Annotated in this window: 15 protein-coding genes, 2 rRNA genes and 3 pseudogenes; 19 read left to right on the top strand and 1 reads right to left on the bottom strand. The window is 39.9% G+C overall.

Translation table 11 applies throughout. The features are described from left to right. Window positions 1-68: 68 nt before the first annotated feature. The 11 genes and pseudogenes from RGF10_RS00765 (at window position 69) to rsmI (ending at window position 10,254) form a co-directional block, all read left to right on the top strand. A 23S ribosomal RNA gene (locus RGF10_RS00765) occupies window positions 69-3,006 on the top strand. 62 nt (window positions 3,007-3,068) lie between these two features. Further along, window positions 3,069-3,185, top strand: a 5S ribosomal RNA gene (rrf, locus tag RGF10_RS00760). Window positions 3,186-3,555: 370 nt separating this feature from the next. After that, window positions 3,556-3,747 (top strand): sigma factor G inhibitor Gin, encoded by a 192-nt coding sequence (locus RGF10_RS00755; protein WP_318506425.1) that lies wholly within the window; start codon window positions 3,556-3,558, stop codon window positions 3,745-3,747. Between the two features lie 137 nt (window positions 3,748-3,884). Continuing rightward, window positions 3,885-5,357, top strand: a complete 1,473-nt coding sequence (locus tag RGF10_RS00750) for an aminotransferase class I/II-fold pyridoxal phosphate-dependent enzyme (protein ID WP_318506423.1) — start codon at window positions 3,885-3,887, stop codon at window positions 5,355-5,357. Between the two features lie 60 nt (window positions 5,358-5,417). Next, a complete protein-coding gene (tmk, locus tag RGF10_RS00745) occupies window positions 5,418-6,056 on the top strand; it encodes a dTMP kinase (RefSeq protein ID WP_318509279.1) in 639 nt (212 codons plus the stop codon). Window positions 6,057-6,074: 18 nt separating this feature from the next. Continuing rightward, entirely contained in the window at window positions 6,075-7,082 is a 1,008-nt protein-coding gene (gene holB / locus RGF10_RS00740; RefSeq protein WP_318509277.1) for a DNA polymerase III subunit delta', read from the top strand. Then, entirely contained in the window at window positions 7,075-7,902 is an 828-nt protein-coding gene (locus RGF10_RS00735; protein ID WP_318506421.1) for a PSP1 domain-containing protein, read from the top strand. The genes holB and RGF10_RS00735 overlap by 8 nt, the downstream gene beginning before the upstream one ends. Window positions 7,903-7,915: 13 nt before the next feature. Beyond that, window positions 7,916-8,290 (top strand): DNA replication initiation control protein YabA, encoded by a 375-nt coding sequence (gene yabA / locus RGF10_RS00730; RefSeq protein ID WP_318506419.1) that lies wholly within the window; start codon window positions 7,916-7,918, stop codon window positions 8,288-8,290. 89 nt (window positions 8,291-8,379) lie between these two features. Next, window positions 8,380-9,120 carry a tRNA1(Val) (adenine(37)-N6)-methyltransferase gene (locus RGF10_RS00725; RefSeq protein ID WP_318506417.1) on the top strand — a complete coding sequence of 247 codons (741 nt, stop codon included), beginning with the start codon at window positions 8,380-8,382 and terminating at the stop codon, window positions 9,118-9,120. Beyond that, on the top strand, window positions 9,110-9,394 hold the full coding sequence (locus RGF10_RS00720; protein WP_318506415.1) for a GIY-YIG nuclease family protein: 285 nt from the start codon (window positions 9,110-9,112) through the stop codon (window positions 9,392-9,394). The genes RGF10_RS00725 and RGF10_RS00720 overlap by 11 nt, the downstream gene beginning before the upstream one ends. After that, window positions 9,372-10,254 (top strand): annotated as a pseudogene (gene rsmI / locus RGF10_RS00715) (16S rRNA (cytidine(1402)-2'-O)-methyltransferase). Before RGF10_RS00720 ends, rsmI begins: the two are co-directional and overlap by 23 nt. A 42-nt stretch (window positions 10,255-10,296) precedes the next feature. Here the strand turns inward: rsmI and RGF10_RS00710 are convergent. Further along, window positions 10,297-10,581, bottom strand: coding sequence for a transition state genes transcriptional regulator AbrB (locus RGF10_RS00710; RefSeq protein WP_318506413.1), 285 nt, complete (start codon window positions 10,579-10,581; stop codon window positions 10,297-10,299). A gap of 569 nt (window positions 10,582-11,150) precedes the next feature. Between RGF10_RS00710 and metG the strand changes: the two genes are divergently transcribed. The 8 genes and pseudogenes from metG (at window position 11,151) to RGF10_RS00665 (ending at window position 19,084) form a co-directional block, all read left to right on the top strand. Then, the gene (metG, locus tag RGF10_RS00705; RefSeq protein ID WP_318506410.1) at window positions 11,151-13,118 is read left to right on the top strand and encodes a methionine--tRNA ligase; all 1,968 of its coding nucleotides are present in this window, start codon (window positions 11,151-11,153) and stop codon (window positions 13,116-13,118) included. Between the two features lie 143 nt (window positions 13,119-13,261). Beyond that, window positions 13,262-14,029: a TatD family hydrolase gene (locus tag RGF10_RS00700; RefSeq protein WP_318506407.1), complete on the top strand. Its 768-nt coding sequence runs from the start codon at window positions 13,262-13,264 to the stop codon at window positions 14,027-14,029. Between the two features lie 236 nt (window positions 14,030-14,265). Beyond that, window positions 14,266-15,442 (top strand): annotated as a pseudogene (locus RGF10_RS00695) (ubiquitin-like domain-containing protein). Window positions 15,443-15,676: 234 nt separating this feature from the next. Continuing rightward, window positions 15,677-16,236 (top strand): annotated as a pseudogene (gene rnmV / locus RGF10_RS00685) (ribonuclease M5). Next, window positions 16,229-17,116 (top strand): 16S rRNA (adenine(1518)-N(6)/adenine(1519)-N(6))-dimethyltransferase RsmA, encoded by an 888-nt coding sequence (gene rsmA, locus RGF10_RS00680; protein WP_318506400.1) that lies wholly within the window; start codon window positions 16,229-16,231, stop codon window positions 17,114-17,116. The pseudogene rnmV and the gene rsmA overlap by 8 nt, the downstream one beginning before the upstream one ends. 216 nt (window positions 17,117-17,332) lie before the next feature. Next, complete coding sequence (yabG, locus tag RGF10_RS00675; RefSeq protein ID WP_318509275.1) at window positions 17,333-18,211, top strand: sporulation peptidase YabG; 879 nt, start codon at window positions 17,333-17,335, stop codon at window positions 18,209-18,211. A 308-nt stretch (window positions 18,212-18,519) separates the two neighbouring features. Then, a complete protein-coding gene (gene veg / locus RGF10_RS00670) occupies window positions 18,520-18,783 on the top strand; it encodes a biofilm formation stimulator Veg (RefSeq protein ID WP_318506397.1) in 264 nt (87 codons plus the stop codon). A 124-nt stretch (window positions 18,784-18,907) separates the two neighbouring features. Continuing rightward, window positions 18,908-19,084, top strand: a complete 177-nt coding sequence (locus RGF10_RS00665) for a small, acid-soluble spore protein, alpha/beta type (RefSeq protein ID WP_318506395.1) — start codon at window positions 18,908-18,910, stop codon at window positions 19,082-19,084. The last annotated feature ends 86 nt before the right edge of the window (window positions 19,085-19,170 follow it).

The raw sequence follows: 19,170 nt of genomic DNA, 5'->3' as shown, positions 1-19,170 counted from the left end.
TAAGAAGAAGAAAACAAGAAACACCACATTAGTTTTTTCTCTCTTAATAATAAGAGAATTAACCTTTAGGTTAAGTTAGAAAGGGCGCACGGTGGATGCCTTGGCACTAGGAGCCGATGAAGGACGGTACTAACACCGATATGCTTCGGGGAGCTGTAAGTAAGCTTTGATCCGGAGATTTCCGAATGGGGGAACCCACTACTCGTAATGGAGTAGTATCTTTACCTGAATACATAGGGTATTGAAGGCACACCCGGGGAACTGAAACATCTAAGTACCCAGGAGGAAGAGAAAGCAAACGCGATTCCCTGAGTAGCGGCGAGCGAAACGGGACATAGCCCAAACCAAGAGGCTTGCCTCTTGGGGTTGTAGGACACTCAACATGGAGTTACAAAGGAACGGGGTAAATGAAGAGATCTGGAAAGGTCCGTCAAAGAAGGTAAAAACCCTGTAGTTGAAACTTCGTTCCCTCCTGAGTGGATCCTGAGTACGGCCTAGACACGTGAAATCCGGTCGGAAGCAGGGAGGACCATCTCCCAAGGCTAAATACTCCCTAGTGACCGATAGTGAACCAGTACCGTGAGGGAAAGGTGAAAAGCACCCTGGAAGGGGAGTGAAAGAGATCCTGAAACCGTGTGCCTACAAGTAGTCAGAGCCCGTTAATGGGTGATGGCGTGCCTTTTGTAGAATGAACCGGCGAGTTACGATTACATGCAAGGTTAAGTTGAGAAGACGGAGCCGCAGCGAAAGCGAGTCTGAATAGGGCGTATGAGTATGTGGTCGTAGACCCGAAACCAGGTGATCTACCCATGTCCAGGGTGAAGGTTGGGTAACACCAACTGGAGGCCCGAACCCACGCACGTTGAAAAGTGCGGGGATGAGGTGTGGGTAGCGGAGAAATTCCAATCGAACTTGGAGATAGCTGGTTCTCTCCGAAATAGCTTTAGGGCTAGCCTCACGTAGTAAGAGTCTTGGAGGTAGAGCACTGTTTGGACTAGGGGCCCTCATCGGGTTACCGAATTCAGACAAACTCCGAATGCCAAAGACTTATCCGTGGGAGTCAGACTGCGAGTGATAAGATCCGTAGTCAAAAGGGAAACAGCCCAGACCACCAGCTAAGGTCCCAAAGTATACGTTAAGTGGAAAAGGATGTGGAGTTGCTTAGACAACCAGGATGTTGGCTTAGAAGCAGCCACCATTTAAAGAGTGCGTAATAGCTCACTGGTCGAGTGACTCTGCGCCGAAAATGTACCGGGGCTAAACGTATCACCGAAGCTGTGGATTGACATCTACGATGTCAGTGGTAGGAGAGCGTTCTAAGGGCGTTGAAGCTAGACCGTAAGGACTGGTGGAGCGCTTAGAAGTGAGAATGCCGGTATGAGTAGCGAAAGATGGGTGAGAATCCCATCCACCGAATGACTAAGGTTTCCTGAGGAAGGCTCGTCCGCTCAGGGTTAGTCGGGACCTAAGCCGAGGCCGAAAGGCGTAGGCGATGGATAACAGGTTGATATTCCTGTACCACCTCATTATCGTTTGAGCAACGGGGGGACGCAGGAGGATAGGGTAAGCGCACTGCTGGATATGTGCGTGTAAGCAGTTAGGCTGAAAATGAGGCAAATCCCATTTTCGAGAAGGCTGAGCTGTGATGCCGAGGGAAATATAGTACCGAAGTTCCTGATTCCACACTGCCAAGAAAAGCCTCTAGCGAGATAAAAGGTGCCCGTACCGCAAACCGACACAGGTAGTCGAGGAGAGAATCCTAAGGTGAGCGAGAGAACTCTCGTTAAGGAACTCGGCAAAATGACCCCGTAACTTCGGGAGAAGGGGTGCTCTTTTGGGTGTTAAAGCCTAGAAGAGCCGCAGTGAATAGGCCCAGGCGACTGTTTAGCAAAAACACAGGTCTCTGCAAAGCCGCAAGGCGAAGTATAGGGGCTGACGCCTGCCCGGTGCTGGAAGGTTAAGGGGAGAGGTTAGCGCAAGCGAAGCTTTGAACCGAAGCCCCAGTAAACGGCGGCCGTAACTATAACGGTCCTAAGGTAGCGAAATTCCTTGTCGGGTAAGTTCCGACCCGCACGAAAGGCGTAACGATCTGGGCACTGTCTCAACGAGAGACTCGGTGAAATTATAGTACCTGTGAAGATGCAGGTTACCCGCGACAGGACGGAAAGACCCCGTGGAGCTTTACTGTAGCCTGATATTGAATTTTGGTACAGCTTGTACAGGATAGGTAGGAGCCGTAGAAGCCGGAGCGCCAGCTTCGGTGGAGGCATCGGTGGGATACTACCCTGGCTGTATTGAAATTCTAACCCATACCCCTGATCGGGGTAGGAGACAGTGTCAGGTGGGCAGTTTGACTGGGGCGGTCGCCTCCTAAAAAGTAACGGAGGCGCCCAAAGGTTCCCTCAGAATGGTTGGAAATCATTCGTAGAGTGTAAAGGCACAAGGGAGCTTGACTGCGAGACCTACAAGTCGAGCAGGGACGAAAGTCGGGCTTAGTGATCCGGTGGTTCCGCATGGAAGGGCCATCGCTCAACGGATAAAAGCTACCCATGGGATAACAGGCTTATCTCCCCCAAGAGTCCACATCGACGGGGAGGTTTGGCACCTCGATGTCGGCTCATCGCATCCTGGGGCTGTAGTCGGTCCCAAGGGTTGGGCTGTTCGCCCATTAAAGCGGTACGCGAGCTGGGTTCAGAACGTCGTGAGACAGTTCGGTCCCTATCCGTCGTGGGCGCAGGAAATTTGAGAGGAGCTGTCCTTAGTACGAGAGGACCGGGATGGACGCACCGCTGGTGTACCAGTTGTCTTGCCAAAGGCATAGCTGGGTAGCTATGTGCGGACGGGATAAGTGCTGAAAGCATCTAAGCATGAAGCCCCCCTCAAGATGAGATTTCCCATAGCGCAAGCTAGTAAGATCCCTGAAAGATGATCAGGTTGATAGGTCAGAGGTGGAAGCGTGGCGACATGTGGAGCTGACTGATACTAATCGATCGAGGACTTAACCAAAAAAAGTTTTTCTTCTTCTACATTATCTAGTTTTGAGAGAATGAATTTTCTCAGTTAAATAGTCTGGTGGCGATAGCGAGAAGGTCACACCCGTTCCCATACCGAACACGGAAGTTAAGCTTCTCAGCGCCAATGGTAGTTGGGGGCTCTCCCCCTGTGAGAGTAGGACGTTGCCGGGCACAAGATAAAAAACAGCCGTTTAGGCTGTTTTTTTACTTTTTAAAAGTGTGTTAAAAAACGGTGTTGATTTTTGAATAAGTTGTTGATTGGAGTGGAAGGTGCGAGACTCCTGCGGGAGAAGGTGTCACGGGAGACCCCGCAGGCGCTATGGCGCCGAGGAGGCTCCCGGACTCCCCGCGGAAAGGGAGCACCTAGAACGGAAATCAACAGACATATTTAAAACAGCTTTTTAAAAAAAGAATTGACTAGACATACACCCAACCAGAAGAAAAATCATACAATAAAATGCAGCCATTAGCGAGTTGAATATTCATAATATTGTATACAAATAAATCAACACGGACAGAATAGGTGTATGGAGGTGGGAATATGAGTTCACAACATTTAGAGGAAACTTGTGTTGTTTGTGAGGAAAAAAAATTAAAAGGGATCCATCTTTACACATCCTTTATATGCACAGATTGTGAAAGTGATTTAATTAAGACAGAAACGGATGACCCTAAATATAAATATTTTATCCATCAATTAAAAAAGGCTACAAAGCCAGAAATTTACTCATAAAATTTTTAAGTGCTCAATAAGAGCGCTTTTTTTTATTGGAACAAATTTTAGTAATGATGAGTATTCACAAGAACAAGGATGAATACTTCATTCAGTCATGAAAGGAGTGTTTAATCCTGTTGGTTTTGTTAAAATAAATGAGACCATTAATAGAAACATTATATGAAAATAAACAAATGATAAGCAGTGGTGATGATATGAACCAACAATATAAAACTCCATTATTTGATAAACTTATAGCACATAAAAATAAAAACTCTATTTCATTTCATGTACCAGGCCATAAAAATGGTCATGTGATTCCTGAAGCTGCACGTTCAATTAACCTTGATATGTTAAAGCTTGATGTAACAGAATTAACGGATTTGGATGATCTCCATTCACCAGAAGGTGTTATTCTAGAGTCTGAGCAACTTTTGGCAGAACTTTATCGTGTTAAGAAAAGCTTTTTCCTTGTGAATGGGACAACGGTTGGGAATTTAGCGATGGTTATGGCCGCTATAAAAGAGGGAGACACAGTTCTAGTACAAAGAAACTGTCATAAATCAATATTACATGCACTTCAATTAACCCATGCCAAACCAGTTTTCATAAATCCTGAATATAATGATGATTGGCATGTTGCTACAGGATTGTCGGTTGAGGCTGTACAGACTGCTATAACAAAATATCCACAGGCAAAAGCACTGATTGTTACCTACCCCAATTACTATGGGATGGTGTTCCAACTTGATAGGATTATTGAGATAGCACATGAGAAGAAGATCCCTGTTTTAGTAGACGAGGCACACGGTGCCCATTTTATTGCAGGAGAGCCTTTCCCTGCCTCTGCACTGACATTGGGGGCAGATGTAGTAGTACAATCTGCACATAAAACATTGCCAGCTATGACGATGGGTTCTTATTTGCACTTTAATAGCTCAATTATTTCATTAAAAAGAGTAGAAACATACTTACATATGTTACAGTCTAGCAGTCCATCCTACCTAATTATGGCTTCTTTAGATCTTGCCCGAAGCTATCTAGGGACTTTTAATCAAAGGGATTTAAATAAGCTTCAAAGTCAAATAGAGAAATTTCGCAAAGAGTTATCTGAAATACCAGGTCTAAAGGTGTTACCATATAAAAATGATTTTGGTGATTTATTAAAAATAACGATTCAATCAACTCGAGGCTGGAGCGGGTTTGAGTTACAATTGCATATGGAGGAGCTCGGTATTTTTGCTGAGATGGCCGATCCATCCAATCTCCTGTTAGTTGTTCCCCTGCTAAAGGCAGAAGCAACCTACGCTTTTAATGAAGTAATTGAGCTAATAAAAACCCTTGAAATGCCAAATGATTTGGTACAAGAGAATTTTCAATATAACAACATTCTGATTCAAAAGCGGGGCACATCGATACTAGAATTGAGTTTTAAAGAAATGGAAAAACTGAGCCGAACAAGACGCTCCCTTTCAGAGTCGATTGGAAAAATAAGTGCGGAAATGATCGTTCCCTATCCACCAGGTGTTCCATTATTATATCCCGGGAAAAGATTACAGAAGAAGATATTAAATATATTAACTGGTTACTTGAAAAAGGGACAAGGTTTCAAGGCGGAGAGTCGCTAAAAGAAGGCTATCTTTTTACTTTTTAATGGTTTTACATATATTGGAGGTTTCGTCATAATGATAGATAAAGGTTTATTTATTACGATTGAAGGTCCTGAAGGGGCTGGTAAGACAACGATTATTCAAATGCTGGCTATTCAGCTGGAACAGTACGGCTATAATGTAGTACAAACAAGGGAACCAGGTGGAATTGATATAGCTGAACAAATTCGTCATGTTATATTGGCAAGGGAAAATACAGCGATGGACCCACGAACCGAAGCTTTGTTATATGCTGCTGCAAGAAGGCAGCATTTAGTTGAAAAAGTGAAGCCGGCATTAGAACAAGGTGCAATCATCATTTGTGATCGATTTATCGATAGTTCTTTAGCTTATCAGGGCTTTGCACGTGGTTTGGGAGTGGATGAAGTGTTCAGTATTAATCAGTTTGCAATCGAGGATATGATGCCTGTATTAACGCTTTATTTTGATATCGAACCAGAATTAGGTTTGCGTCGAATCAATCAACATAAGGGACGAGAAGTGAATCGGTTGGATTTAGAAACAATCGATTTCCATCAGAGAGTGCGGGAAGGCTATCTGCAGTTAGTTGAAAGGTTTTCCGATAGAATTCAAGTGGTCGATGCTTCTAAGCCGGTAGATGAGGTATACTCGGCAGCACTAACTCAAATTAAAGCAATCTTACACGTTAATAAATAAGGATAGAGAGTGATGGGGTTGGCGAGAAATTGGACTCAATTAGAAGAGGTACAACAGACTGTTTTAAAAATGTTGAAAAATAGTATTACAAGAAATCGAGTCTCCCACGCCTATCTTTTTGAAGGAATGAGAGGGACTGGAAAGAAGGAAGTTGGTTTAATATTGGCAAAAAGCCTTTTTTGCCATGAGCCATTAGAAGGCTACCTTCCGTGTAATCAATGTGTAAACTGTAAGCGAATTGAAACAGGTAACCATCCGGACTTCCATTTAATCGAGCCAGATGGTCTATCAATTAAAAAACAACAAATCCTTGATCTACAGGAGGAATTTTCAAAAACTGGGGTTGAATCAAAGAAAAAAATTTATATGATCGTTCATGCTGATCGGATTACAGTAAATGCAGCTAATAGTCTATTAAAATTTCTTGAGGAACCTAATCAACAGACCTATGCCATTTTAATCACAGAACAGGTTCAAAAGATCCTTCCGACCATATTATCTAGATGCCAAATATTAACGTTCGCACCATTATCTCCTAAACATTTAATCGCAGCATTCATAGCAGAGGGGATTGAACCAGCTGAGGCTCCACTATTGGCGCAATTAACCAATAATATTGAGGAAGCTTTAGAGCTAAACCAGAATGATTGGTTTGCACAAGCACAAAAGATAGTGTTAAAATTATATGAAGTGCTTAAAAAGAATTCTCTTGAAGCGTTAGTCCATCTTCAAGACAAATGGTTTGAGCACTTTAAAGATAAAGAACAATTGGATCGTGGTCTTGATCTATTATTACTTATTTATAAGGATTTACTATATATACAGCTCGGAAAAGAGGACCAGGTTGTTTTTCAAAAAGAGTTGGTTCAATTAAAGCAATACGCATTACATTCATCAGGACGAAGCTTGGCCGAACAAATGACTTCCATCTTAGAATCAAAAAGAATGCTGAATGCTAATATGAATCATCAGCTGTTAATGGAACAACTTGTGTTAAAATTGCAGGAGGGATCTTCATTTGTATGATGTAGTAGGAGTTCGCTTTAAAAAAGCGGGGAAAATATATTACTTTGATCCCGGTGAACTACAAATTCAAAAGGATGAATTTGTCATTGTGGAAACGGTCCGTGGTGTGGAGTACGGAAAAGTTGTAACTGGCCGTAAGCAAGTTGAGGAACAGGATGTGGTTCTACCACTTAAAAAAGTTTTAAGACTTGCAGATCAAAAGGATAAGTTGATTGTTGAAGAGAATAAACAGGCAGCAAAGGAAGCGTATGAAATTTGCGGTGCGAAAGTAAATGAACACCAGCTAGATATGAAGCTAGTCGATGTAGAATACACTTATGATCGCAATAAAGTGATTTTCTATTTTACTGCAGATGGTAGAGTCGATTTTCGGGAGCTGGTTAAAGATTTAGCAGCTATTTTTCGAACGAGAATTGAGCTACGCCAAATTGGAGTTCGGGATGAGGCCAAGATGCTCGGTGGAATTGGTCCATGCGGAAGAATGCTATGCTGCTCAACTTTTCTAGGAGATTTTGATCCTGTTTCAATTAAAATGGCAAAGGATCAAAACCTATCATTAAATCCAACGAAGATCTCAGGGTTGTGTGGACGCTTAATGTGCTGCTTAAAATATGAAAATGATGAGTACGAAACAGCGAAAGAGCAGTTGCCTGATTTAGGAGAAAAGATTGAAACACCCCATGGAATTGGGAAGGTTGTCGGCTTAAATATATTAGAACGCGTACTTCAAGTAGAATACAGTGATCAAGGGCGTGTGCTTGAATATACACTGGATGAGATTTTGAAAGAGGGCGCCGTTTCGATACAATCCACAGATTGATGAGGTGGAATGCGTGGACAAAAAGGAAATCTTTGATTCAGTCATTAATATGGAAGAACAAATTGGTCAATTGTATACCAAGCTTGGCGAACTAAAGCAGCACCTGGCGGAAATCTTGGAAGAAAATAATTCGCTAAAGTTGGAAAATGACCTATTAAGAAAGCGGTTTGAGTTAACCGCAAAAAAAGAAGTACAGCAGAAGAGACCTACGAAGAAAAATGCATCTCAGCCTGATTCATCAGACCGAACAAGTTTCGATATTGGAGAAGGCTATGATAATCTTGCTCGACTTTATCAGGAAGGTTTCCATATTTGTAATATCCATTATGGTAGTCCGAGAAAAGAAGGGGATTGTCTATTCTGCTTATCCTTTTTAAATAAGAAATAGTCAGTAGCCTTCCTACTCTTCTAGGAAGGCTGTTTTTTCGGTAAAAGTAAGAGAATGTGTACATCACTTCACAGGAGGAACACAATTCCATGGTTATGTTAAAGGACGATGAACGATTAGATTATTTATTAGCAGAGGACCTGCGGATTATTCAAAGTCCATCTGTTTTTGCATTTTCACTTGATGCTGTGTTGTTGGCAAAATTCGTTTATGTGCCGATTCAAAAGGGAAATATCCTTGATTTATGTAGTGGTAATGGTATTATTCCACTTTTGTTAAGTACGAGGACAAAAGGTCAAATCACAGGTGTTGAGATTCAAGAACGATTATATGATATGGCAACCCGTAGCATTGAATACAATCAGCTTGATTCTCGCATACACATGATTCATGGTGATATTAAGGAGATGCCGAAACTTCTTGGTCATGGGAAATTTGATAGTATTACTTGTAACCCTCCCTACTTTGCTACTCCGAATAAGGATGAAATCAATGAAAATGAGCATTTAGCGATTGCTCGTCATGAAATTCTCTGCACTTTAGAGGATACAGTGCGTGTATCCAGTCAGCTTGTCAGGCAGGGTGGGAAGGTAGCCTTTGTCCACCGACCAGGTCGATTATTAGAAATTATTACGTTAATGCGGAAATATCGTTTAGAGCCAAAAAGAATTCAGTTTGTCCATCCCAAGATTGGAAAGGATGCAAATACTCTATTAATAGAGGCAATAAAAGATGGTCAGCCAGATTTGAAGATTTTGCCGCCTTTATTTGTTTATGGGAATGATCAACAATATACATCAGAGGTTAAAGAGATTTTATATGGAGAATAGGCATTATTTTTATGTATTACAATGTCGGGATGGAAGTTTTTATGGGGGATATACAAATAATATCGAACGGCGCATTGCCATGCATAATAATGGCAAGGGCGCAAAGTATACAAAAGGCAGAGGGCCCGTTGTCCTTTTATACAAAAGGATATTTGAGAATAAGAGCGATGCGTTGAAAGCAGAATATGAATTCAAGCAGTGGTCTCGGAAAAAAAAGGAACAGTTTTTAATGAAAGAGGCAGGTGAGTGTTATGTGGCAACAAAAAAGCTTTAGTCATGATCATCACGGAGGTATTTTATATCTAGTACCGACACCGATTGGAAATCTGGAGGACATGAGTTTTCGAGCAATTCGTATTTTAAAAGAAGCAAATGTCATTGCTGCCGAAGATACAAGAAATACGATGAAACTCTGTAATTATTTTGAAATTGAGACTCAAGTGATCAGTTATCATGAACATAATAAAAAGGTGAGTGGTGAAAAGCTATTAGGTCGTTTGCGGGATGGGGAAACCGTTGCGTTGGTTAGTGATGCCGGAATGCCGACGATTTCTGACCCTGGGCTATGAACTAGTACGTGAAGCAGTAGCAGAGCAATTAAAGGTAGTTCCGCTTCCCGGTGCTAATGCTGCTTTGACTGCCTTAATTGCTTCTGGACTAGTAACACAACCCTTCTACTTTTATGGGTTTTTAGATCGTCAAAAAAAAGAGAAACGTAAGGAACTTGAAAAATTAGCTACTGAAAAGGCCACGCTTTTATTATATGAATCACCACATCGGTTAAAGGAAACATTAAATTTAATGCTTGAGGCATTTGGAAATCGGGAAATTGTTTTATGTAGGGAGTTAACCAAAAAATTTGAGGAATTTATCCGTGGAACAATTGAAGAGGTAATCGATTGGGCTTACAAAGATGAGATTAGAGGGGAATTTTGCATTGTCGTAGAGGGCTCTAACCAGGATAGTGAATCTCAGACAGAGCAGTGGTGGACGGAAATGACCATATCCCAGCATGTTGAATATTATATTGCGGAAAAAAATTTAAGTTCAAAAGAGGCAATTAAGCAAACAGCGGTGGACAGAGAGCTTGCTAAAAGGGAAGTTTATCAAAACTATCATATTGAGAATAAATAAAAAAAGGCTGAATTTGATTCAGCCTTTTTGGTATTAAAAGATTTATTTATTTAAATTAAAAGCAGATTTAATTTCGTCAACTAGTTGTTCTGCACCTTCACGGCTAAGGATTAATTTTCCGTCAGCTAGTGTTACGTTATCATCTGATACTTCACCAGTCACTTGGCAAGTCATATTTGGTTTATATTTTTTTAAAATAATTCTTTCGTCGTCAACGTAAATCTCAAGTGCATCTTTCTCTGCAATTCCAAGTGTTCTTCTTAGCTCGATTGGAATAACAACACGACCAAGCTCATCAACCTTACGTACAATACCTGTAGATTTCATTTAATTAATCTCCTCTCAAATCTCCTGTAGTTCTCTCTATTATAGTTTTGATTCGTCATTATTCGACATTTTTCTATTATAGTTTAATAATACCAGCCATTCCCATAAACGTCAATTATTTTTATTTCCGAATTAATAGTAATTTTTACCTCCCGTTTAAAACGTTGATATATCAATGAAATTGTGAAAATGTTTCGTTTTACTAATAAAATTTCACTCGGAATGCAGTTGATTATTCCCCTAGTATAATATAATATTTCGTATTATTTTTCGACAAAATCCCCCAAAAGTCCTCATCGTTCAAATTTTTCTTTTTTCTTTTTGTCTCTGTAAAATTTATCTGTTGATTTCCACTCCAAATAATAGACCCTTAAAATTCAACTTAGCACTTAAACTCTGCCTTATTTTTTATAGTAAAACGTGTTGTTGCACAAATTTGCATTTTTAGGTATATTTTGATGATATAAGAGGTTAAGCTGACTGAAGAAATCATTCTATTTATAAAGCTTTTTTAAATAAAATTAGCCCTTTTTATTAGTAAGAGGGGTTCTAATGGGAGGAATATTCAAATGGAGGAAAAATTAAATACGTTTTACCTTACAACTCCGATTTATTATCCAAGCGGAAATCTACATATAGGACATGCATATACAACGGTAGCAGGTGATGCAATGGCCCGATATAAGCGGATGCGTGGCTATGATGTAATGTATCTAACAGGAACGGATGAGCATGGCCAAAAAATTCAGGAAAAGGCCGAAGAAAAGGGTGTAACTCCACAGGCTTATGTCGATGAAATTGTGGCTGGAATTCAAGATTTGTGGAAAAAGCTTGATATTTCTTATGATGATTTTATAAGGACAACTGAGGATCGGCATAAGCAAGTTGTTCAGAAGATTTTTGCGCAGCTTCTTGAGCAGGGCGATATTTACTTAGGTGAGTATGAAGGCTGGTATTGTACTCCTTGTGAGTCATACTATACTGAACTTCAATTAGTAGAAGGAAATTGTCCGGATTGCGGACGGCCAGTTCAAAAGGTGAAAGAAGAATCCTATTTCTTTAAAGTAAGCAAGTATGCTGATCGCTTACTCGCTTATTATGAAGAAAATCCTGAATTTATCCAACCAGAGTCACGAAAAAATGAAATGATTAATAATTTTATTAAACCAGGGTTGGAGGATTTAGCTGTATCAAGGACGACTTTTGACTGGGGTATTAAGGTACCTGGGAATCCAAAACATGTAATTTATGTTTGGATTGACGCTTTATCTAACTACATTACTGCATTAGGTTATGGCGCAGAAAATGATGCGAAATATTTAAACTACTGGCCAGCAAATGTTCATTTAGTAGGAAAAGAAATTGTTCGTTTCCATACAATTTACTGGCCGATTATGTTAATGGCCTTGGAACTTCCACTACCGAAAAAAGTTTTCGCTCATGGTTGGTTATTAATGAAGGATGGAAAAATGTCAAAATCTAAAGGAAATGTGGTTGATCCTGTCACATTAATTGATCGTTATGGGCTAGATTCACTACGTTATTATTTACTCCGTGAAGTCCCATTTGGAGCGGATGGAGTCTTTACACCAGAAGGTTTTGTTGACCGAATTAATTTTGATTTAGCCAATGATCTTGGTAACCTATTAAATCGTACAGTTGCCATGATTAATAAATATTTTGATGGTGAAATTCCAGCCTATGTAGGAGCAAATGGAGAATTTGATCAACAGCTTTTACAGGTAAATCAAGAAGCAGTCCGCAAATATGAGGATGCGATGGAGCGGATGGAGTTTTCAGTAGCCTTAACCTCTATTTGGCAAGTTGTAAGTCGTACGAATAAATACATTGATGAGACGCAACCATGGGTGTTAGCGAAAGAGGAAGCAACAAAGCCTGAATTAGCGAATGTAATGGCTCATCTTGCTGAATCATTACGTCGTGTAGCCATTTTACTAAAACCATTTTTAACACAGGCACCGGATAAAATTTTTGCCCAATTAGGGGTAAATGCTGAAGAATTAACGAGCTGGGCAAGCATTGAACGTTTCGGGCAAATTCCAGTAGGAACAAAGGTTACAAAAGGCGAGCCGATTTTCCCACGTCTTGATATTGAAGAGGAAGTAGCTTATATTAAAGCACAAATGGCACCACCTGCTTCGAAAAAGGAAGAGGAGGAACCGAAAGCAGAGGTTTTAGAAAAACCAGAGGTCGAGGAAATTTCGATTGAAGATTTTATGAAGGTTGATTTGCGTGTGGCAGAAGTAATTGAGTGTGAGGCAATCCCAAAAGCAGATAAGTTATTAAAGCTGCAATTGGATTTAGGCTATGAAAAGCGCCAAGTTGTTTCTGGAATTGCTCAATACTATAAGCCTGAGGAGTTAGTGGGGCGCAAGGTTATTTGTGTGACAAATCTTAAGCCTGTTAAACTGCGTGGTCAGCTTTCACAGGGGATGATATTAGCAGGTAGCCAAGATGGGCAGCTATCGCTAGCAACCGTTGATCAAAGTCTACCAAATGGCTCAAAAGTAAAATAAACTCTCAAAAAGCTCCAGCCAAAAGCTGGAGCTTTTTTAACAATGTTTCACGTGTAACATTTTGTCGAGCTTAGACTGATTTTGCTTTTACGGACATAAACGTTAAACTATAGATGAATTTAATATAAGGGGAGTAATTAGACATGCTTTTCGATACACATGTGCACTTAAATGCGGATCAATATAAAGAAGATTTAACAGAGGTAATCGAGCGCGCCTTGCAGGAGGGTGTCAAAAAGATGGTCGTCGTCGGATTTGACACCCCTACGATTACAAAAGCGATTGAACTCGTGGAAACGTATGAATTCCTTTATGCAAGCGTGGGCTGGCATCCTGTTGATGCAATTGATATGACAGAAGCCGATTTAGCATGGATTGAACAGTTATCTAGTCATCCTAAAGTCGTTGCACTAGGAGAAATGGGACTTGATTATTATTGGGATAAATCTCCAAAGGATATTCAAAAGGAAGTGTTCAGGAAACAAATTCAACTTGCTAAAAAGGTAAAGCTACCGATTATTATTCATAATCGTGATGCAACAGCCGATATTATGGAAATCTTGAAAGAAGAACGGGCAGAAGAGGTTGGAGGTATCATGCATTGTTTTAGCGGCAGCCCGGAAACAGCCCTTGAGTGTATTAAAATGAACTTCTACATTTCCTTAGGTGGGCCTGTCACGTTTAAAAACGCGAAACAGCCTAAAAAGGTAGCAGAAGTGGTACCGTTAGATCGACTATTAATTGAAACAGATTGTCCGTATCTTACTCCGCATCCTTACCGTGGTAAACGAAATGAACCAAGCTATGTGAAGTTAGTCGCAGAACAAATTGCCGACATTAAGGGCGAATCTTTTGAAGATATTTGTAGGATTACAACAGAAAATGCAAAAAAAATATTCGACATTAAATGATAGTGAATCTTGTCGAATATTCTAGAAGATTGTCCTAATTTTTAATAAATCTTACAAGTTCTACACGCCTCCAACTATTCATAGGATAACCATGTCGATATTAATCTCTTTACTTTTCCTCTTGACTTTTAGCATAATAGGTTTACGTCAGGGAAAAGTGCATCAGTTGACAGTCGGCAAGATAGTCTATATAATTCTCTCGAGAAAAGGAGGCGTTTTTCATCGTACTCAAAAACATGAAAAACCTGTTTTCAAACCTTTCGAGGAAGAGGAGATGGACCGTTTTAATTGCAAGTTTCATAGTTTTTGTTGCAGCAACAGGTGGTATCCTGTATGAAACGAGTAAGAAAACTGTAGCATTAACAATCGACGGTCAAGAAAAAATCATTAAGACCCATGCGAATACCGTTGAGGGAATTTTTAATGATCTAAATGTCTCGCTTCACTCAAAGGATTTTGTGTTTCCCTCGGTAAACACAAAGGTTAAAAACAATTTAAGAGTTGTATATAAACCAGCAAAACAGGTTCAACTTGTCACAGATGGCGAGAAGAAAACGGTTTGGACAACAGCCACAACAGTTGCACAATTGTTAAAAGAGCAGAAAATAGCATTACAAGAACATGATGAGGTACTTCCCAGGCCCAAGACTAAGCTAAGAAACAACTTAAAGGTAAACGTAAAATTGGCTCTTTCGGTCACATTTATTGATGGCGGAAAGGAGCAGAAGCTTTGGTCCACTTCGACTACGGTCGCTGACTTTTTAGTACAACAAGGAATCAAACTTAATCAACTAGACAGAGTTGAGCCTAAGCCGGAACAATCACTTACTAACAATGGGGTGATTAACGTCATTAGGGTTGAAAAAGTCACCGATGTAGTGGAAGAACCAGTTGGATTCGCAGTCGTAACGAAACAGGATGCTAACCTTGAACAAGGAAAAGAGCAAACTGTACAAGAAGGGCAAGAGGGCCTTGCTAAACGGACATATGAAATTGTCTATGAGAATGGCAAGGAAATCGTTCGAAATTTAATCAATGAAACGATGCTTAAGAATAAAATAGACAAGGTAGTTTCTGTAGGGACCATGTCGCTGGCTCAACAAATTTCGCGTGGTGCAGGTTCTGGTCGTGAAATGTATGTGACGTCTACCGCCTACACAGCTTCGTGTAATGGTTGTTCCAGGTACTACAAAAATAGGAATAAATTTAAGAACTAATCCAAATGCAAAGGTCATTGCAGTGGATCCTAGTATTATTCCGCTAGGGACTAAGGTGTATGTTGAAGGCTATGGCTATGCGATTGCTGCTGATACTGGTTCAGCGATAAAGGGGTACAAGATAGATATCTTTATCCCGACACAAGCAGAAGCCTATCGTTGGGGTGTTCGTAAAGTCAAAATCAGAATTTTATAGTAGGTTAAGTGCAGAGGGAGACATTCCTCTGCATTTTGCTTTTTCTCATTTTTTCATTAAAATAAAGAGGATACTCCTTTTTTTATTAATCTATTGGTACATTTAGAGACAATAACATTACATTTTGATACAAGTATCTCAAAAAATGAATGACATTAATTTATACATAATGATTAAGGAATGATCTTAAATAAGATGGGTGTTTGGAATTAACGTGATGGAGGATATGGCTATATGAAAATTAAAGAGGTCATTGTGGTGGAAGGGAAAGATGATACCACTGCGATTAGACGTGCTGTAGATGCAGATACAATCGAAACAAATGGATCTGCCATAAATGAGGAGACAATTGAAAAAATAAAATTGGCCCAGAAAACACGAGGTGTCATAGTATTAACCGATCCTGATTTTCCAGGGAAAAGATTCGAAATACAATAACACAGAGAGTACCAGGCTGTAAGCATGCTTTTTTAGCTAAAGAAGATGCACTCAAAAATAAGGGGAGAGGACTTGGTGTTGAACACGCGTCTCCGCAGGCTATCATAAATGCTCTCCATGAAGCACACGAAATGAGTGAAACGATTAGGGAACAGATACCGCAGGAGGACTTAATTGACGCAGGGTTAATTGGTGGCTTAGGTGCAAAGGAACGAAGAGAAAGGCTCGGCAAAATTCTAAAGATAGGTTATACAAATGGAAAACAACTACATAAACGCTTGATGATGTTTCAGATAAGTCGTGCAGAATTTAGTGCAGCGCTTGCCACCATTAGACAGGAGGAAAAAAATGAATAAAGATATCGCGACACCGATACGAACGAGAGCTATTCTTGAAAAGTACGGATTTTCATTTAAAAAAAGTCTTGGCCAAAACTTCTTGATTGACCCTAATATCTTAACAAGAATTGTTGATCATGCTAATATTTCGGAAGATACAGGAACAATTGAAATTGGGCCAGGAATTGGAGCATTAACGGAACATTTAGCTCGCCGCAGTAAAAAAGTAGTCGCATTTGAGATTGATCAACGACTGCTACCAATTTTGAATGAAACCCTTTCACCCTATTCTAATGTGGAGATTATCCATTCTGATGTCTTAAAGGCTGATGTGAAGACGGTGATTGAGGAAAAGTTTACTGATGTTAAGGATATTATGGTTGTGGCCAATTTACCTTACTATGTGACGACGCCGATTATCATGAAATTACTGGAGGAGAAGCTGCCGATCAGAGGAATTGTCGTCATGCTTCAAAAGGAAGTTGCTGACCGTATTTCAGCGAAACCAGGAACGAAGGATTACGGCTCGCTTTCAATTGCTGTTCAATACTATACGACGGCAGAAATTGTGATGACCGTTCCAAAAACAGTCTTTGTTCCACAGCCAAATGTCGATTCAGCTATTATTAGACTGACTGTCCGTGATCAGCCAGCCGTTGAAATGAAAGATGAGGACTTCTTCTTTCAAGTGATCAAAGCAAGTTTTGCACAAAGGCGGAAAACGATATTAAATAATTTAACGAACCAGCTGCCGTTGGGAAAAGAGAAAAAAGAAGCAATTGTAGCCGCATTGAATGCTGCTCATATTGAACCAGGACGACGAGGAGAAACGCTCACAATTGAGGAATTTGCCCGTTTAAGTGACGAGCTCCTACATTATTTTCAACATGTATCGTAAAGAATCGTGTAGTTGAAAAACAATGCTATTATGTTGAAGTAATGTTTATACATAGGGGATAACTCTTTCATTCGAGTTATCCTCTTTTTGTATTTGCCGTCTTAAGACTTTTGAAAGCTCCATTTGAAGTCGAATCACATATTGTGGTGTAGTTGCATAGCCTATAGGAGAAAGCTTTAGGAAGGCCTAAAGTATGGGAGTATGGAGTGGATGACTATGGCGATAAACATGATGGATGTAGTCGGAAGAAAGTCATACCATTGTGACATATTGTTTCGTGTAATCGATCTAAGAGAAGAGGCAGGTCGAAAAATTGCCATTCTTTACGGAGAGGATTTTCGACTCATTGCTGATGCACCATATGATGATCTTATTAAAATGAATCCATCTGAACAAAGGAAGAAATCCCAACAATTCCGTTCAATGGAAGAACAATCATTTGAACTATTTCGCCAAGATGTCAGTTTGCTGAAAGAGAAACAAGAATACGATGCAAGTGATGGATATAGTAAAGATATTGGTATCTTTCAAGTGCCGGGAAAGGTTCTTCACATTGACGGTGATCCCTCATATTTAAAGAAATGTCTTTTATTATATGAAAAAGTCGGGGTTCCTGTTTATGGGGTTCATTGCAATGAAAAGGAAATGCCACTGAAGATTGGTCAATTAATCGATTATTATCGGCCAGATATTTTGGTTATCACTGGTCATGATTCTTATTCGAAGTCAAAAGGGAAAATGTCGGATATTCATGCATACCGCCATTCATTGCATTTTATGCAAACGGTGTTAGAGGCTAGGAAAAAGGTGCCACACTTAGATCAGTTAGTTATTTTTGCAGGAGCATGCCAATCCCATTTTGAGTCATTAATTCAAGCAGGAGCAAATTTTGCAAGTTCCCCTTCCCGAGTAAATATTCACGCGCTTGACCCTGTTTATATCGTAGCAAAGATTAGTTTTACTCCTTTTATGGAAAGAATTAATGTTTGGGATGTGTTAAGAAATACACTAACAGGTGAAAAAGGCTTAGGTGGAATTGAGACAAAGGGAGTCCTTCGAACAGGCATGCCTTATAAATTACCATTAGACGATTAGCTAAACTATCATAAGCCGTCTGAAATGACGGCTTATTGTGGTTCTATTTAGGAAAAAGATCAATTTTAATGGAGTACTATCTTTAGACGCAAAATCCCTTAGCTGTCCAATCGATTCTTTATTTTGTTATATTGAAAAAAATCGATACATAATCCTTGCTAAATCAGGTCAATATAACAATGTAGAAAATTAGCAAAAAAAGTGGAATGAAAAACATTGACAATCAATTTATTTGACTGTTATAATTTTATATTTTGTTTGACTTTTTTTGTTAATCGTGTTATACTTTTCATAGTGAGGTGGACCGAATGCCAAAAACATTAGCGGATATTAAGAAAGCTCTCGACTCAAATTTAGGGAAAAGACTGATGCTAAAGGCGAATGGGGGACGTAGAAAGACGATTGAACGTTCCGGTGTTTTAGCAGAAACGTATCCTTCTGTATTTGTAATTGAGTTGGATCAAGAAGAAAACGCGTTTGAACGGGTATCATATAGCTACGCAGATATTTTAACAGAGACGGTTCAGATTACCTTCTATGAAGATCCATCAGGCAATATTGCTTTAAGTTAATATTTTTTAAAAATGCAGTGGACACTTGTTTGCTGCTTTTTATTTTGTCTTCCATCAATCATACTAATAAGTTTCTTTTCTTATCACAAACTAAGAGTGCCGGAGTGAATAGGAGGTTGTTTGTTTGAGCAGAAGAAGAGGGATTATGTCTGAACATTTTAAAGAAGAGCTTGCAAAAGAGCTTGGCTTTTATGATGTGGTTCAAAAGGAAGGCTGGGGTGGAATCAAGGCCCGTGATGCAGGAAATATGGTAAAAATGGCGATCCAACTTGCAGAGCAACAGCTAATGAACAAACGATAATTTCTCTTACACAACAAGCTTTAGGCTTCAATCAAAAACATCACACGGCAAGAAGTCAGGGGTTAGCCTTGACTTCTTTTTTTAGG

It is taken from the genome of Bacillus sp. T3 (assembly GCF_033449965.1).
Lineage (GTDB): Bacteria > Bacillota > Bacilli > Bacillales > Cytobacillaceae > Bacillus_BU.
This window is presented reverse-complemented; position numbering and strand designations above follow the sequence as displayed.

What these genes read in the sequence shown, in the direction of transcription:
- RGF10_RS00710 (WP_318506413.1), bottom strand. Translation starts at nt 10,581, where the DNA reads ATGAAATCTACAGGTATTGTACGTAAGGTTGATGAGCTTGGTCGTGTT.
- metG (WP_318506410.1), top strand. Translation starts at nt 11,151, where the DNA reads ATGGAGGAAAAATTAAATACGTTTTACCTTACAACTCCGATTTATTAT.
- rsmA (WP_318506400.1), top strand. Translation starts at nt 16,229, where the DNA reads ATGAATAAAGATATCGCGACACCGATACGAACGAGAGCTATTCTTGAA.
- RGF10_RS00725 (WP_318506417.1), top strand. Translation starts at nt 8,380, where the DNA reads ATGGTTATGTTAAAGGACGATGAACGATTAGATTATTTATTAGCAGAG.
- veg (WP_318506397.1), top strand. Translation starts at nt 18,520, where the DNA reads ATGCCAAAAACATTAGCGGATATTAAGAAAGCTCTCGACTCAAATTTA.
- RGF10_RS00750 (WP_318506423.1), top strand. Translation starts at nt 3,885, where the DNA reads ATGAGACCATTAATAGAAACATTATATGAAAATAAACAAATGATAAGC.
- RGF10_RS00755 (WP_318506425.1), top strand. Translation starts at nt 3,556, where the DNA reads ATGAGTTCACAACATTTAGAGGAAACTTGTGTTGTTTGTGAGGAAAAA.
- RGF10_RS00720 (WP_318506415.1), top strand. Translation starts at nt 9,110, where the DNA reads ATGGAGAATAGGCATTATTTTTATGTATTACAATGTCGGGATGGAAGT.
- RGF10_RS00700 (WP_318506407.1), top strand. Translation starts at nt 13,262, where the DNA reads ATGCTTTTCGATACACATGTGCACTTAAATGCGGATCAATATAAAGAA.
- yabG (WP_318509275.1), top strand. Translation starts at nt 17,333, where the DNA reads ATGGCGATAAACATGATGGATGTAGTCGGAAGAAAGTCATACCATTGT.